Annotated in this window: 12 protein-coding genes; all 12 read left to right on the top strand. The window is 59.5% G+C overall.

Features of this window, described 5'->3' with window-relative positions:
- Positions 1–168 precede the first annotated feature (168 nt).
- The 12 genes from A6764_RS10425 to A6764_RS10480 all read left to right on the top strand — a co-directional run bounded on the left by A6764_RS10425 (position 169) and on the right by A6764_RS10480 (position 14,172).
- Positions 169–1,479: an MFS transporter gene (locus A6764_RS10425; RefSeq protein ID WP_029098866.1), complete on the top strand. Its 1,311-nt coding sequence runs from the start codon at positions 169–171 to the stop codon at positions 1,477–1,479.
- 36 nt (positions 1,480–1,515) lie between these two features.
- On the top strand, positions 1,516–2,478 hold the full coding sequence (locus A6764_RS10430; protein WP_065066571.1) for a 2-hydroxyacid dehydrogenase: 963 nt from the start codon (positions 1,516–1,518) through the stop codon (positions 2,476–2,478).
- Between the two features lie 94 nt (positions 2,479–2,572).
- Positions 2,573–3,613 carry a TRAP transporter substrate-binding protein gene (locus A6764_RS10435; RefSeq protein WP_255309614.1) on the top strand — a complete coding sequence of 347 codons (1,041 nt, stop codon included), beginning with the start codon at positions 2,573–2,575 and terminating at the stop codon, positions 3,611–3,613.
- Between the two features lie 33 nt (positions 3,614–3,646).
- On the top strand, positions 3,647–4,204 hold the full coding sequence (locus tag A6764_RS10440) for a TRAP transporter small permease (RefSeq protein WP_255309613.1): 558 nt from the start codon (positions 3,647–3,649) through the stop codon (positions 4,202–4,204).
- On the top strand, positions 4,201–5,478 hold the full coding sequence (locus tag A6764_RS10445) for a TRAP transporter large permease (protein WP_065066570.1): 1,278 nt from the start codon (positions 4,201–4,203) through the stop codon (positions 5,476–5,478). The genes A6764_RS10440 and A6764_RS10445 overlap by 4 nt, the downstream gene beginning before the upstream one ends.
- Positions 5,479–5,490: 12 nt before the next feature.
- Positions 5,491–6,516 carry a C-terminal binding protein gene (locus A6764_RS10450; protein ID WP_065066569.1) on the top strand — a complete coding sequence of 342 codons (1,026 nt, stop codon included), beginning with the start codon at positions 5,491–5,493 and terminating at the stop codon, positions 6,514–6,516.
- 33 nt (positions 6,517–6,549) lie between these two features.
- Positions 6,550–7,596 (top strand): TRAP transporter substrate-binding protein, encoded by a 1,047-nt coding sequence (locus tag A6764_RS10455; RefSeq protein WP_083989737.1) that lies wholly within the window; start codon positions 6,550–6,552, stop codon positions 7,594–7,596.
- A gap of 13 nt (positions 7,597–7,609) precedes the next feature.
- Complete coding sequence (locus A6764_RS10460; protein ID WP_065066568.1) at positions 7,610–8,872, top strand: nickel pincer cofactor-dependent isomerase, group 22; 1,263 nt, start codon at positions 7,610–7,612, stop codon at positions 8,870–8,872.
- Positions 8,873–8,887: 15 nt separating this feature from the next.
- Positions 8,888–10,036: a galactonate dehydratase gene (gene dgoD, locus A6764_RS10465; RefSeq protein ID WP_044898201.1), complete on the top strand. Its 1,149-nt coding sequence runs from the start codon at positions 8,888–8,890 to the stop codon at positions 10,034–10,036.
- Between the two features lie 35 nt (positions 10,037–10,071).
- Positions 10,072–12,264: a dihydroxy-acid dehydratase domain-containing protein gene (locus tag A6764_RS10470; protein WP_065066567.1), complete on the top strand. Its 2,193-nt coding sequence runs from the start codon at positions 10,072–10,074 to the stop codon at positions 12,262–12,264.
- Positions 12,265–12,286: 22 nt separating this feature from the next.
- Entirely contained in the window at positions 12,287–13,243 is a 957-nt protein-coding gene (locus tag A6764_RS10475) for a U32 family peptidase (protein ID WP_176703225.1), read from the top strand.
- On the top strand, positions 13,234–14,172 hold the full coding sequence (locus A6764_RS10480) for a sugar kinase (protein WP_035297273.1): 939 nt from the start codon (positions 13,234–13,236) through the stop codon (positions 14,170–14,172). Before A6764_RS10475 ends, A6764_RS10480 begins: the two co-directional genes overlap by 10 nt.
- The last annotated feature ends 26 nt before the right edge of the window (positions 14,173–14,198 follow it).

Consider the following 14,198-nt stretch of genomic DNA (forward strand, 5'->3'; position numbering starts at 1 on the left):
CGGTGCGGCCGCGTGCGCAAGGTTACCCGTTTCCTCTATAATGACAGCGCTTTCAATTAGTGCGCTCACGGCTGTCTGCGGACAGGATGCTGTGCCTGCAATGTGCCAATATTGTAAAACAGAGTTTTATATTATAAAACAAAATCCCATTACTGAGGAGGATGCCCCATGAGTTCGCCGCTCTTGTCGCCAAAAGAAGAACATTCCCTGCAGGCCAGGCACAATGTTCGCTGGACGGTCGTGATGTGGTTGTTGATCGGCGGGATCATCAATTATCTGGACAGGGCCAACTTGTCCATCGCCGCGCCGGAAATGATGAAGGAACTGGGGCTGAGCAAAACGGATATCGGGCTCCTGGGAACGGTGTTTTCCTGGTCGTACGCGCTGATGCAGCTTCCTTCGGGATGGCTGATTGACCGGTTTGGAGCCAAAAAAGTGTATTCCATCGCCGTGATCTGGTGGAGTCTCGCGACGTTCATGACGGGTGCCGTGAGCAAAATGTCTTCCCTGATTGGCGCCCGCCTCCTGCTCGGCATAGGAGAAGCTCCCTGTTTCCCGACGGCGGCCAAGATCACGTCGTACTGGTTCCCGAAAAAAGAACGGGGCCTGGCTACAGGGATTTGGGACTCCTCGTCCAAATGGGGTCCGGCGATTGCTCCTCCGATCCTCGTGTTCCTGCTGATCAGCTTCGGTTGGCGGGCGCTGTTTTACATCACGGGCTTGATCGGCATCGTGTTTGTGATCTTCTTCCTCATCTTTTACAAAAATCCGGAGAAAAGCCGCAAACTGTCCCCTGAAGAACGGGCCTACATCCAGGCGGACGGGGCCGGAACCGAGCAGGGCATCCAGCAATCCAGCATCAAATGGCGCACCTTGTTTACATACAGAAGCGTGTGGGGCATGATTCTCGGCTTTTTCTGCACCATCTGGATCTGGAACATCTTTCTCATCTTCCTCCCACTCTATCTGGTCGAAGTTCACCATATCTCACTGAAAGAACTGGGGATATACGCCAGCATTCCGTGGATCGGCGGCATTTTCGGCAATATCTTCGGCGGGTATCTGACGAAGAAACTGGCGGACAAGGGAATCGCCGCGCCGATTCACGCAAAACGGATGCTGATTGGCATTTGCGCGCTGGCTGCCGCCGTCGTCGTCGTGATCATTCCCTTTGTGCACGGCATTGTGATAACGCTTACGCTGATGACGCTGGCGCTCTGCTTTATCTCGGCGATTACCGGCAGTGCGTGGGCGCTTGCCGGAGACATCGCACCTCCATCGATGGTGGCGTCGGTCGGATCCATTCAAAACTTTGGCGGTTATTTTGGCGGCGCGTTCTCACCGGTCGTCGCCGGTATGATTGTCGATACGACCGGTTCGTATGTGCTCGCCTTTGTATCGGGGGGATTGATCGCCGGATGCGCAGCCTTGTGTTACTGGTTGATCGTGAAGAATCCAATTGAGGAAAAACAGGCCTGACCGACAATTTGCGAACACCGTGTGAGGAGGATGGACATGAAGCCGTACGTGTATGTGGCCGCGCCGATCCCGGCGGAAGTGGAAGCGTATCTGGAGGAGCACTGCGAATACCGAAAATGGGAGGGGGACGCACCGATTCCCCGCGGGGAGCTGCTGCGGGAGATTGCAGATGCGGAAGGGCTGTTGACGGTCGGCGGGCGGATCGACAGCGAACTGTTGGACCATGCGCCCAAGCTGAAAGTCGTCAGCAATATCTCCGTCGGCTACAACAATTTTGACCTAGAGGCGATGAAACGGCGTCACGTGATGGGGACGAACACGCCGCACGTACTGGACGAGACGGTGGCCGATCTGGCCTTTGCGCTGATCCTGTCCGCTGCCCGCCGAATCCCCGAGCTGGATCAGCACGTCAAGGCCGGCAGATGGGAGAGGAAACACGACGAGTGGCTCTTCGGACTGGATGTGCACGGCAAAACGCTTGGCATCATCGGCCTGGGCCGAATCGGCGAAGCGATCGCCAGACGGGCCGTGTACGGCTTTCGCATGAATGTGCTGTACCACAATCGCAGACGAAAGCCGGAAGCGGAGCAAACGCTGGGGATCACCTACCGTTCCCTGGAAGACCTCCTGCGGCAGTCCGATTTCGTCCTCCTGATGGTCCCGCTGACCGAGGAGACGACGCGCATGATGGGCCGCGAGCAGTTCGCCCTGATGAAACCGACCGCGATCTTCATCAACACGTCGCGCGGCAAGACGGTAGACGAGGCCGCTTTGATCGAAGCGCTGCAGGAGAAACGGATCTGGGGCGCAGGACTCGACGTGTTTGAAGAGGAACCGACACCGCCCGACAATCCGCTGCTTCGCATGCCCAATGTCGTGACACTGCCGCATATCGGATCGGCCACACGCGAGACGAGGTTGGCCATGGCGATGCTGGCGGCGCAGAATCTCGTCGCCGCCGTGCACGGGAAACGACCGCCCAATCTCGTCACCGAATAAAGGCGTGGATACGTGCGAGGAATGGCCGGGTTGTACACAAATGATAAAACTCAGTTTTGTCATATCGAACATGGGATGCAAGGTGGGATGCCAAGTGAAAAAACATCTGTTGATCCTGTCCAGTCTCATCCTGTCGGCGGCGGTGCTGCTCTCCGGATGCGGAGGGCAGCAGACGGCCGGCAGCGGTTCGCCGGGCGCAGGGAGCGGAGCCAAGACGCACACGTTGAAAGTGGCCAACTACTTCGCGACCGACCATCCGCAGAACGTGGCCCTGCGGGAAAAGTTCAAACCGATGGTGGAAGAGAAGTCGGGCGGCACGCTGAAGGTGCAAATCTACGACAACAGCAAGCTGGGGGCGGAGAAGGAATTTTACGACGGGGTGCGCAACGGCACCATCGAAATGGGCATACCGGGATTGATCATGCAGGCCGACATTCCCAAGATGGCTGTCGGTGAGTGGCCGTTCCTGTTCAAGGATTTTGCTCATGCCAAAGCCGTCTTTACCGGCCCGATCGGCAAAGAGATGACGGAAGAACTGGAAAGCAAACACGGCGTGCATCCGCTGGCATGGAGCGCCAACGGTTTCCGGATGGTCTCCAGCAACCGAACGATCACCAAACTCGATGATTTCAAAGGACTGCGTCTGCGCATGCCCAACATCCCCAACTACATTACGCTGGGTCAACTGCTGGGGGCCAATGTGACGCCGATGCCCATCTCCGAAGTGTTTACGGCACTGGAGCAAAAAGTGGTCGACGGGCAGGACAACCCGATCGCCACCCTGAGAGCGTCGGGCTGGTATGAAGTTCAGTCGGATGTGCTGGAGTCCCGCCACATGTTCAGCCCCAACCTGTATATCATCAACGCGAAACTGTGGAACGAACTGACTCCCGAGCAGCGGCAGATCATCGAGCAGGCCGCGAAAGAATCGGCCGACTACGAGTGGGAGCTTATGGAAAAGAGCTACGAAGCGGACAAGAAATTTCTCCAGGAGAACGGTATCCGATTCACGACGCCTGACGATTCGTTCCGGCAGGCGATGGAAGCCGCGGCTCAGCCGCTCTATGACGAGATCTTTCAGAAGTATCCGTGGGCAAAGGACATGGTGGAGAAGATCAAGGCAGCCGCCAAGTAGATCGGGAAGGATGACGAGAAAGGAGGAGATGTTGTGGAGAAAGTCCTGCACATGCTGAATCGGGTGCTGAATGGCGTCACTGCGGTTTCGCTGGCATTTATGGCCATTCTCGTTTTCGGCAACGTCGTGCTGCGGTATTTGTTCAATTCGGGAATTACCTGGTCCGAAGAAATGTCGCGCTTCCTGTTTGTCTGGATGACGTTTTTGGGGGCGGTCAGTGCGCTGAAAGACAATGAGCATTTGGGAATCGACATGTTTGTGAAGAAACTGTCGCCCCGGATGAAAAAAGCGGTTTTTGTGCTGACCAACGGGATCGTGCTCTACGTGCTGTGGCTGGTGCTGGACGGCAGTTGGAAGATGACGCTGATCAACATGGACAGCATGGCCCCGGCGACGGGATTGCCGCTCGCGTGTGTGTACGGCATCGGGATTGTCATGAGCATCTGCATGGCGATCATCATCGCGTTCAATCTGTACCGGGTGCTGTTTGGCAAGCGTTCCGTCGAAGAATTTATCCGCGCGCGGGAATCGGAAGAGGAACTGCTGGTGTCGAGTCAGCAGCAGGCGGTGCCGGAGGTGGCTGGTAAATGACGCTGGGCGTGTTTCTCGGGTCTCTGTTGGGAGTGATGGCGCTGGGGATGCCGATTGCGTTTGCCCTGCTCTTCAGCGGCGTCGCCCTGATGATTTACCTCGACATCTTTGACAGCCAAATCGTCGCGCAAAACCTGATCAACGGCGCGGACAACTTTCCGCTGATGGCGATTCCGTTTTTCATCCTCGCAGGGGAATTGATGAACGCCGGGGGCATTTCCAAACGCATCATCCAGTTTGCGCTGGCGCTTGTCGGCCACATCCGCGGCGGATTGGGCTACGTGGCGATCCTGGCAAGCATCCTGTTCGCCGGGCTGTCCGGTTCCGCCGTGGCCGACACGGCCGCACTCGGGGCGATCCTGATCCCGATGATGGTAAAGGCGGGGTACGACCGCAACCGCTCCACCGGGTTGATCGCGGCAGGGGGGATTATCGCACCCATCATTCCTCCCAGCATTCCGATGATCATCTTCGGCGTGACCAGCGGCCTCTCCATTACCAAACTGTTCATGGCGGGAATTGTGCCGGGTCTGCTCATCGGCGTCGGCTTGATGATCGCCTGGTGGGCGATGGTCAGAAAAGGCCGGTTTGAGACATACCCTCGCCGGTCGCTGAAAGAAATGCTGGCCGCGACCAAAGGAGCCATCTGGGCACTCCTGCTGCCGCTGATCATCGTCGGGGGGCTTCGCGGAGGCGTGTTTACACCGACGGAAGCCGCGGTCGTTGCCGCATTTTACGCCCTGTTCGTCGGGTTGGTCGTCTACCGGGAGTTGAAGGTGACCCAACTGTACGAGATCCTGGTGGCCTCCGCCAAGACGACCAGCGTCGTGATGTTTCTCGCCGCAGCGGCGATGGTGTCCGCCTGGTTGATCACGGTGGCCAATATCCCGGCGGCGCTGACCGACATGCTGGGGCCGCTGGTCGACAATCCGCTGCTTCTGCTGGTTGTGATCAACGTGCTGGTCCTGCTGGTGGGCACAGCCATGGATCTGACCCCGACCATTTTGATCCTGACGCCGGTGCTGATGCCTGTGATCGAACAGGCCGGGATCGATCCGATCTACTTCGGCGTCCTGTTTATCCTGAACAACTGCATCGGCCTGCTGACCCCTCCCGTCGGCACCGTGCTCAACGTCGCCTGCGGGGTCGGGAAGATCGGCATGGAAGACATCATGAAAGGCGTCTGGCCGTTTTTGCTGGTCGAGATCGTGATTCTCGTCCTGCTGATTCTGTTCCCAGCGATCGTGACTGTACCGTTAGAGTGGTTGACGTAAGGAGGAGCGAACATGCAAAAGTGGAAAGTCGTCGTGACCGATTGGGAGTACGCCGATTTGCGGTATGAGGAACAGGTGCTGGACCGCGAGCGGATCGAGCTGGTGCCGGCGCAGTGCCGCACGGAGGAAGAGGTGATCGCGGCATGCCGCGATGCTGACGCGCTGATCAACCAGTACGCGCCGATCACGAGAAAGGTGATCGACAGCCTGGAGAAATGCCGGGTGATCACCCGGTACGGCGTGGGGGTCAACACGGTTGATCTCGAGGCGGCGACGAAAAAAGGAATCTGTGTGGCCAACGTGCCCGATTACTGCATGGACGAAGTGGCCGATCACGCCCTTGCCTTGCTGCTCGCCTGGACGCGCAAGGTTGTTGTCGCCAATCACCATGTAAAAAGCGGCGTCTGGGATTTCAAGGTGACGCAGCCGATCACCCGTCTGCGCGGCAAAGTGCTCGGCTTGATCGGGTTCGGAAAGATTCCGCAGGCGCTGGCCGAGAAAGTGAAGCCGCTCGGGCTGCGCGTGATCGCCCACGATCCGTTCGTGCCGGAAGCGCTGGCGCAGGAAAAGGGAGTGCAGCTCGTCTCCCTTGACGAGCTGTGCCGGGAGGCCGATTTCATCTCCGTCCATGCGCCGCTGACCCAAGCGACGGAAGGAATGGTGGGCAGCGAGCAGTTTGACGCCATGAAACCGGGCGCGGTCGTGATCAACACGTCGCGCGGGCCGGTAATTGACGAACGCGCGCTGATCGAAGCCCTGCGCACAGGCCGGATTGCCGGAGCCGCTCTTGACGTGGTCGAGCGGGAGCCGATCTCCCCGGACAATCCCCTGCTGACGATGGAACAGGTGATTCTCACCCCGCATGTCGCCTGGTATTCGGAGGAAGCTGCCGCGGAAATGAGGACGAAGGCAGCGATGGGGGTCGTCGATGTTCTGCTGCACGGAGAGTATCCGAAATACCTGGTCAACACGCAGGTAAAAGAGAAGGTCCGCTTGAAAGAGAGCTGTCCGCAGAACCGCTATGCGGCCTATGTGTAAGCGATGGATCAGAAAGAAAGGGGACATGTGTGAATGAAAACATGGATGAAACACGCGGTCATCTGCTGTACCGTGCCGGCGCTGCTGCTGTTGGCCGGGTGCGGCGGAGGCAGTTCCGCCTCCTCTGTACAACCGGCGGCCAGCTGGATTCAGGAGCGGACCATCAAAGCGGGGATCGGATTGAACCAGGATCATCCGGAAGGGAAAGGATTGAAGAAATTCGCCGAGCTCGTCAGCCAGAAGAGCGGCGGAAAGCTGAAGGTGCAGTCCTTTTACGACGCGCAGCTCGGCGACGACAAAAAAATGACGGAGGCGCTGCAGGGCGGACTGCAGGAGATTACGATTCCGTCCACGTCGCCGCTGGTAGGCATGATCAAGGAATTCGGGATTTTTGACTTTCCGTTTGTGTTTCACGACGAGAAGGAGGCGGACGCGGTGCTGGACGGTCCGCTCGGCCAAAAACTGCTGGAGAAACTGCCGGAACACAACCTGATCGGATTGGGCTATTGGGAAAACGGGTTTCGCAATCTGACCAACAGCAAGCATCCGGTTGTGAAAGCGGAAGACTTCAAGGGTCTGAAGATTCGCACGATGCAGAACCAGGTTCACCTCGAAGCGTTCCAGGCGCTGGGCGCCAACCCCACGCCGATGGCGTTCTCGGAAGTATTTAGCGCGTTGGAGAGCAAAACCGTGGACGGTCAGGAAAATCCGCTGGCAACGATCAAGACGAGCAAATTCAACGAAGTGCAGCAGTATCTAAGCGTGACGAAGCACGTGTATACGCCGTTTGTCTTCCTCGTGAGCAAGAAGTTCTGGGATAAGCTGTCCCCGGAAGAGCAGCAGATTTTGAAGGAAGCGGCCGTCGAGGCGGGCATCTACCAGCGCGAGTTGAACCGGGCGGAAAACCGGAAGGCGTTGGAAGAGCTGAAGAACGCCGGCATGGAGGTCAATGAGGTGTCCGAGGAAGAGCGGGCGAACATGCAGGCGATCATCAAGCCGGTGATCGACAAGTTCGCGAAGGAATTTGGCGAGGATCTCGTCAAGGAGATGTACGACCAGGTAGAAAAGGCGAGACAGTAAAGGGGGAACGGCCATGGGGATCTTGGAAGAGCTGCTCCGCGATATCCCGCTTCCCCGGATGGTGAAGGTTCGGCAGCACTTTCACGCGCCGGAGATTGACGATGTGGCGTCTGCGGTTCGCCGGGCGATCGCGGAAGCGGGTGTGCTGCCGCGGATTGCTCCGGGGGATCGGGTGGCCATTGCCGTCGGGAGCAGAGGCGTGGCGGACATCCCCACGATTGCCAGGGAAGTGGTGAGGGCGATCGCGGCAGTCGGCGGTCAACCGTTTCTCGTCCCCGCGATGGGCAGCCACGGGGGAGCAACGGCGGAGGGACAACGGGAGGTGCTGGAATCCCTCGGCGTCACGGAAGCGTTTGTCGGGGCCCCGATCGTCTCCAGCATGGACGTGGTGGAAGTGGGCAGACTGCCGAACGGCCTGCCGGTCTACACCGACAAGCACGCGTATCAGGCGGATAAGATCGTGGTGATCAACCGGATCAAGCCGCACACCGCGTTTCGCGGCCCGGTGGAGAGCGGTTTGCTGAAAATGATCACGATCGGTCTCGGCAAGCAAAAGGGAGCGGAGGCCGCGCACGCCTACAGCTTCAAGTACATGGCCGAGCACGTGCTGGAGATGGCCAAAATGGTGATCGCCAGGGCGCCGATCGTCTTCGGCGTCGGTACGATCGAGAACGCCTACGACCGTCCGGCGAAAATCGTGGCCATCCCGGCGGAAAAGCTGGTGGATGAGGAACCGAAGCTGTTGGTGGAGGCAAAGGCGCTGATGCCGAAAATCGCCTTTACGCCGCTGGATGTGCTGGTGGTCGACGAGATCGGGAAGGACATTTCCGGGGACGGGATGGACCCGAACATCACCGGCCGTTATGGCACGCCGTATGCCAGCGGCGGCGTGGAGGCGGTGCGAACGGTCGTACTCCGCCTGACCGAAAAAACGCACGGCAACGCCAACGGGATCGGGCTGGCCGACATCACCACGCGAGACGTGTTTGAGTCGATCGACTGGGAAAAAGGGTACGCCAACGCCTTGACCAGCACCGTTGTCGGGACGGTCAAACTGCCGATGTTTCTCGATACCGGAGAGCTGGCAGTCAAAGCGGCGATCAAAACGTGCAACGCCTTTGACTTGACCCGTGTCCGGCTGGTCCGCATCAAAAATACGCTGCATCTGAAGGACATCTGGATTTCCGAAAGTCTGCTGCACGAGGCGAGGCAGCGGGACGATATCGAGATCGTGACCGAGCCGCTGCCGATGGACTTTTCGGGCCATTATCCATGAAAGCAGGTGAACGGATTGAAGATCACGGCCTTCAAGCTGTATCGGGTGGAACCCCGATGGCTGTTTCTGAAGGTGGAAACCGACGAAGGAATCGCGGGCTGGGGGGAGCCGATTGTGGAAGGCAGGGCGGGCACGGTGGAAGCGTGCGTCCGCGAGCTGAGCGACTACCTGATCGGCCAATCGCCGCTGCGGATCGAAGACCACTGGCAGACGCTGTACCGAGGAGGCTTTTATCGAGGCGGTCCGATCCTGACCAGCGCCATCTCCGGGATCGAGCAGGCGCTGTGGGACATCGCCGGAAAGTACTACAACATGCCCGTCTATCAGATGCTCGGCGGGGCCGCACGTGACAAGATACGCGTCTACTCGTGGATCGGCGGAGACCGTCCCCGCGACGTGGCGGCAGCGGCAAAGGAAAAAGTGGAAGCGGGATATACCGCGGTCAAGATGAACGCCACCGAGGAAATGAACTACATCGATTCCTTTTCCAAGGTGGAGGCGGTTGTTGACCGCATCGCCGCCGTACGGGAAGCGGTCGGCAGGGACGTGGGCATCGGCATCGACTTCCACGGCCGCGTCCACAAGGCGATGGCGAAAGTGCTGGCCAAGGAACTGGAGCCGTACCGTCCGATGTTTTTGGAGGAACCGGTGCTGCCGGAGAACAACGAAGCACTTCGCGAAATCGCCCGCCACACCACCATTCCGATCGCCACAGGCGAACGCCAATACACCCGCTGGGGATTCAAGCAGCTGCTGCTGGACGGCTGCGTGGACATCATCCAACCCGATCTGTCCCACGCCGGCGGCATCCTCGAGGTGAAAAAGATCGCCGCGATGGCGGAAGCGTTTGACGTAGCCGTCGCGCCGCACTGCCCGCTCGGTCCCATCGCTCTGGCTGCTTCGCTGCAGGTGGACGCTTGTACGCCAAACGCTGTCATTCAGGAGCAAAGCCTGGGAATCCACTACAACCGGGGAAGCGATCTACTCGACTATCTGCTTGATCCGAGCGTGTTTACGTACAAGGACGGCTATGTGGAGATTCCCCGCGGCCCCGGTTTGGGGGTCGACATCAACGAGGAAAAGGTGGAAGAAGCGGCGCGCAGGGGGCACAACTGGAAAAACCCCGTGTGGCGCCATGAAGACGGCAGTGTGGCCGAATGGTAGAACGATTCGCATATCGCAAGGAGGGGGTCCATTCCATGTCTCGTCGATTTCCGCCGATCCACAATCAAACCAACCCCTATCGGGACAATGTGCAAGGAAAAGCGAACGAACCGATTTGCGTCGCGGGACTGCTCGACCGCTCGAAACAAATTCTCGGTTCCGCCTATGACGGGCCGGCCCCGGACTGGACGCTGGAGGAAATCTACAACCGCCTGGAGGAAAACGCGCCCCGCATTGCGATCATCGGCGGTTCTCCAGACCATCCGGCCCACATCATGGATAGTGTGACGACCGCCCGCGCAGCCATCCGCATCTGGCAAAACGGCGGCGTGCCGTTTGCCTTTTCCACGCCGGTGATGTGCGACGGCACCGCGCAGAGCAATCAAGGTATGAGCTATTCGCTGCAAAGCCGCAACGCGGTTGCCCAGATGGTGGTCAACCAGATCGAGGCGCACAGCTACCACGGGGCGTTCGTCATCCAGGGCTGCGATAAACAGCCGCTTGGAGTGGTCAGTGCGCTGGCCCATCTCGACCGGATTCGCCGCTACCGCGGAGAGGCGCCGTTCTTTGCCACCTTCGCGCCTGCGCACGTCCTGCAGGGGGGCACGATCCCGGCCGAGCTGCATGCCGAATTGGAGCAGGTGGCCGCAGCGGCGGAAGAGCGGGGAGCGCCCGACATCGCGCACGATTTGCGCGATGCGATGGCCTACATTTTGCAGTGTTCCTCCAACACCGCGTTTCAAGGCGTGCTGGAACGCGCAGTGGATAGGGGGATCATCAGCAGGGCGGCGCACAAGGAGTACGAAAAGCGGCTGGCTGTGGCCACGTGTGACGGAAAAGGCGGGGTCTGCGCCTTCAACGGCACGGGCAACAGCTCCCGCCATCTCGTCGCCGGCCTGGGATTGGTTCATCCGGCCGTGGAGCTGTTGACCGCTCCGCCCAGTCAGGAGCAGGTAAACCAGGTCGTGGACAGCCTCGCCCTGATGATCAACAACCCGGTGTTTGGCGTGGCCAATCTGATGGCGGCCAACATCAAAAACGCGATCCGGATCCACAGCGCGTCGGGCGGATCGACCAACCTGATGATGCACCTGGTAGCGGCCATGCTGTACGGCGGCTACAGGTTCAGCCTGTGGGATCTGGACCGGATTCACCACGAACATCCCGTTCCCGACCTGTTTGATTACAGTTTGACGCAGGGGCGCGACATTTTCGCCCTGGCGGTGCAGTGCTGCAGCGGCAGCATCCGCGGGATGGAGACGCTGTTTTACGAGCTGATGCAAAACGGCGTGCCGATGGACGTGGATGCGCCTACGGTGACGGGAACGACGTGGCGTGAACGGCTGGCCGACCAGGCGCGCCTGTCGGCGGAACACGTCAAGGACAATCCGATCATTCTCTCCCGACCGCGCCGTCCGTTCAGCGGGGTGGATGTGCTCACCGGCAACTTTTTTGAATCGGCCGTCGTGAAAATCAGCGGCATGACGACGGCCCAGCTCGACGAGTTTGACAAGAAAGTAGCCTTTGTCCTCTATTACGAGAACGAGGATGACGCCAACCGCAGCCTGCTGGATTCGCATTTGCTGGAAACGGTGAAGCGAGCGAAACGCTTCGCGGAGGAAAACCTGCGGGCCGTGCTCCGACACAATGCGCCTCACCGCTTGGAAGACTGGCAGGCGCTCGACTACGACGCGCTGTTTGACCGAATGGTGGAGGAGGGGGTGCTGAAAATCGCCGTCGTCATCTCCGGGCAGGGGCCGGTTGCGTTCGGGATGCCCGAGATGTTCACGCCGATGCAGCACATCAACGCCAACCGCAACCTGAAACGTCTGGCCACGCTGATCAGCGACGGACGCTATTCCGGGGTCACCTACGGAGCGGCGATCGGGCACATGACCCCGGAAGCCAGCCTGGGCGGAGGCATCCTGTACCTGGAGACGGGAGATCTCCTGTACCTTAATCTGCGTGACCGGCAGATCCACTTTGTCAATCAAGCGGCATTTTGCAGCGGCAGACTCCAGTTTTCCTTTGAGGAGGTCAAAGCGGAACGGGCGGCACTGGCCGACAGGCGGCTTGCCACCATCCGGACGCGGCAAAGGCAGGTGGCGGCCAGCAATCGCATGACGGGCCACACCGACGCGGCACACGGCGTGGTTCCGCTCAGCGTTTTTGAGGAAGCCGTCCTGGACTACACCGCGGACGTCACCTATGGAACACGGAAGAAATAGAAGAGAAAGGGTGGAGGCAGAGTTGAAACAAACTCGTGCGGTGATCGAGAAATTGGGCTTTCCGGCAGGCGATTGTCACGATCTGCCCAGCTCTGCGAAAACATTTCCGGACGGAGCGCAGTACCGCGTGGAAATTCCCAGCGTGGAAGGGCCCGCCTCTTTTGAAGCGGTACTGGAAGCGTGTGAAACGTACGGGGTGACAATTCACCGAATCTCGCAGGGCAGCGGCATCATGCTCCTGACCGATCGCGAGCTTGAGCAGATGGCGGCCATCGGTCGTCGGGAAAACCTGGAGGTGAGCCTGTTTGTCGGCCCGCGCGGCACCTGGGACATTACGCCGATGACCTGGGCCAGCGCGGGAAAAATTGCCGGACTGCGGGTACAGGGGATGGATCAACTGGTTTATTCGATCGAAGACATCAAGCGGGCCTGCCAGGCGGGAATCCGCAGCATTCTGGTGGCGGACGAGGGGCTGTTGTGGCTGGTCAACGAGTTCAAGAAAATGGGCGAGCTGCCCGCCGACCTGCTCGTAAAAATTTCCGTTCAGATGGGGCAGGCGAATCCCGTATCGATCCGGCTGATGGAACAAATCGGCGCCGGCACGTACAACGTACCGACCGACCTTTCGCTGCCGCGCCTGGCGGCGATTCGGCAAGCCGTCGACATCCCGATTGATATCTACGTGGAAGCGCCGGACGACATGGGCGGGTTTATCCGCCAATACGACATCCCGGAAATCATCCGGGTGGCGGCTCCCGTCTACATCAAATTCGGCCTGCGCAACTCGCCCAACATTTACCCCTCCGGCACCCATTTGGAACAAACGTCGATCAGCTTGTGCAAAGAGCGGGTACGCCGCGCCCGCATCGGTCTGGACATCATTCAGCGGTACGCGCCCGATTTGAAAACCTCCGAAAAAGGGGCCGCCGGATTGGCCGTTCCTGCCGTACCGGTCAAAGGAGAGCGCGTATGGACGTAGTCACCTTTGGCGAGACGATGGTGCTGTTTACCCCGGTCTCGGTGGGACCGCTCCGCTACGCGTCCCAATTCGAGAAAACCATCGGCGGCGCCGAGTCCAACGTGGCGATCGGCTTGGCGCGATTGGGTCATCAGGTAAGCTGGGTGAGCCGTCTCGGCGACGACGAGTTCGGGCTGTACATCCGCAATTTTCTTCGCGGTGAAGGTGTAGACACATCCCACGTCGTGTTCGACGCCAAACACCCGACGGCCGTCTTTTTCAAAGAGCGGCAAACCGCGCGGGAGCCCACCGTGTACTATTACCGCCGGGGATCGGCAGCCAGTTGTCTCCAACCGGAGGACGTCAGCGAGGAGCTGATTGCCCGGGCGAAGTTTCTGCACGTCACCGGGATTACCCCGGCGCTCAGCCCATCGTGCAGGGACACGGTGTACCAGGCGATTGAGAAGGCGAAACGACATCGGGTAACCGTCGTGTTCGACCCCAACATCCGGCTGAAGCTGTGGACTGCTGACGAAGCGCGGGACGTGCTGATGGACATCGCCGGCCAATGCGACATCGTCCTGCCCGGATGGGAGGAAGGCCGGATCCTGACGGGAGAAGACGCTCCCGAGCAAATCGCCGAACGATTGCTGCAAAACGGGGCGGGTGCCGTGGTGGTGAAGCTGGGAGAGCGCGGGGCTTACTACGCGGCCGCGAACGATCGTGCGTACGTCCACGGCTTTCCCGTCCGGCAGATCGTGGACCCGATCGGAGCCGGGGACGGTTTTGCCGCCGGTTTTTTGTCGGGACTGATCAGAGGGTGGTCGTACCGGGACGCGGTCAGGCTGGGAAACCGCGTCGGAGCCTACGCGCTGACGGTTGTCGGAGACGTGGAAGGATATCCGTTCTGGTCGCAGATCGCGGAAGAGAAGCCGCACATTCATCGATGAATCATCGAACATGTTAAGGAGGGGAG

It is taken from the genome of Brevibacillus sp. WF146 (genome assembly GCF_001673705.2).
GTDB lineage: Bacteria > Bacillota > Bacilli > Brevibacillales > Brevibacillaceae > Brevibacillus > Brevibacillus thermoruber.

What these genes read in the sequence shown, in the direction of transcription:
- A6764_RS10425 (WP_029098866.1), top strand. Translation starts at nt 169, where the DNA reads ATGAGTTCGCCGCTCTTGTCGCCAAAAGAAGAACATTCCCTGCAGGCC.
- A6764_RS10430 (WP_065066571.1), top strand. Translation starts at nt 1,516, where the DNA reads ATGAAGCCGTACGTGTATGTGGCCGCGCCGATCCCGGCGGAAGTGGAA.
- A6764_RS10445 (WP_065066570.1), top strand. Translation starts at nt 4,201, where the DNA reads ATGACGCTGGGCGTGTTTCTCGGGTCTCTGTTGGGAGTGATGGCGCTG.
- A6764_RS10450 (WP_065066569.1), top strand. Translation starts at nt 5,491, where the DNA reads ATGCAAAAGTGGAAAGTCGTCGTGACCGATTGGGAGTACGCCGATTTG.
- A6764_RS10455 (WP_083989737.1), top strand. Translation starts at nt 6,550, where the DNA reads ATGAAAACATGGATGAAACACGCGGTCATCTGCTGTACCGTGCCGGCG.
- A6764_RS10460 (WP_065066568.1), top strand. Translation starts at nt 7,610, where the DNA reads ATGGGGATCTTGGAAGAGCTGCTCCGCGATATCCCGCTTCCCCGGATG.
- A6764_RS10470 (WP_065066567.1), top strand. Translation starts at nt 10,072, where the DNA reads ATGTCTCGTCGATTTCCGCCGATCCACAATCAAACCAACCCCTATCGG.
- A6764_RS10480 (WP_035297273.1), top strand. Translation starts at nt 13,234, where the DNA reads ATGGACGTAGTCACCTTTGGCGAGACGATGGTGCTGTTTACCCCGGTC.